This window comes from Sedimentitalea sp. XS_ASV28, assembly GCF_041224545.1.
Lineage (GTDB): Bacteria > Pseudomonadota > Alphaproteobacteria > Rhodobacterales > Rhodobacteraceae > Sedimentitalea.
Window position 1 is genome coordinate 1 of the sequence record NZ_JBGFGP010000029.1, and the last position, 410, is coordinate 410.

The window sequence follows — 410 nt, forward strand, 5'->3', positions numbered from 1 at the left end:
GATCGGCGCGTTGTTGGTCGTTAATCTGGTTTTGATTGTTGCAGGTGCCTTGATGGATGACATATCCGTCACTGTTGTGATCGCTCCGTTGTTCATGCCCCTGATGGTGGCGAATGTAGTTGACCCAGTGCATTTCGCCGCAATCGTAGGGTGCTCTGTCGTCATTGGCGCAAATAGCCCGCCGGTGGCGCCACCGCTGTTTCTGTCGTGCAAGATCACGCGGGCACAAATCATGACGGCCGTTTTGACCGCAGACGGGCTCTTGACTTATGTCGCATTCCCGGTCATGCTGATGACTACGTTTTGGCCAGCCCTGTCGCTGTCAATACCGCGAGCGCTGGATTTGATGTAAGAAAGAGGTTTCGTCGCTAGGCCGTGTTGACAAAAGGGATTCACAATGCACCGTAGGC

The 410-nt window shown here is 54.1% G+C and carries 1 protein-coding gene; it reads left to right on the top strand.

All coding sequences use genetic code 11. The annotated features are described in order from the left end of the window. On the top strand, positions 1–352 hold a 352-nt coding region (locus AB9K34_RS00375), incomplete at its 5' end, for a TRAP transporter large permease subunit (RefSeq protein ID WP_369952510.1). Between the last annotated feature and the right edge of the window lie 58 nt (positions 353–410).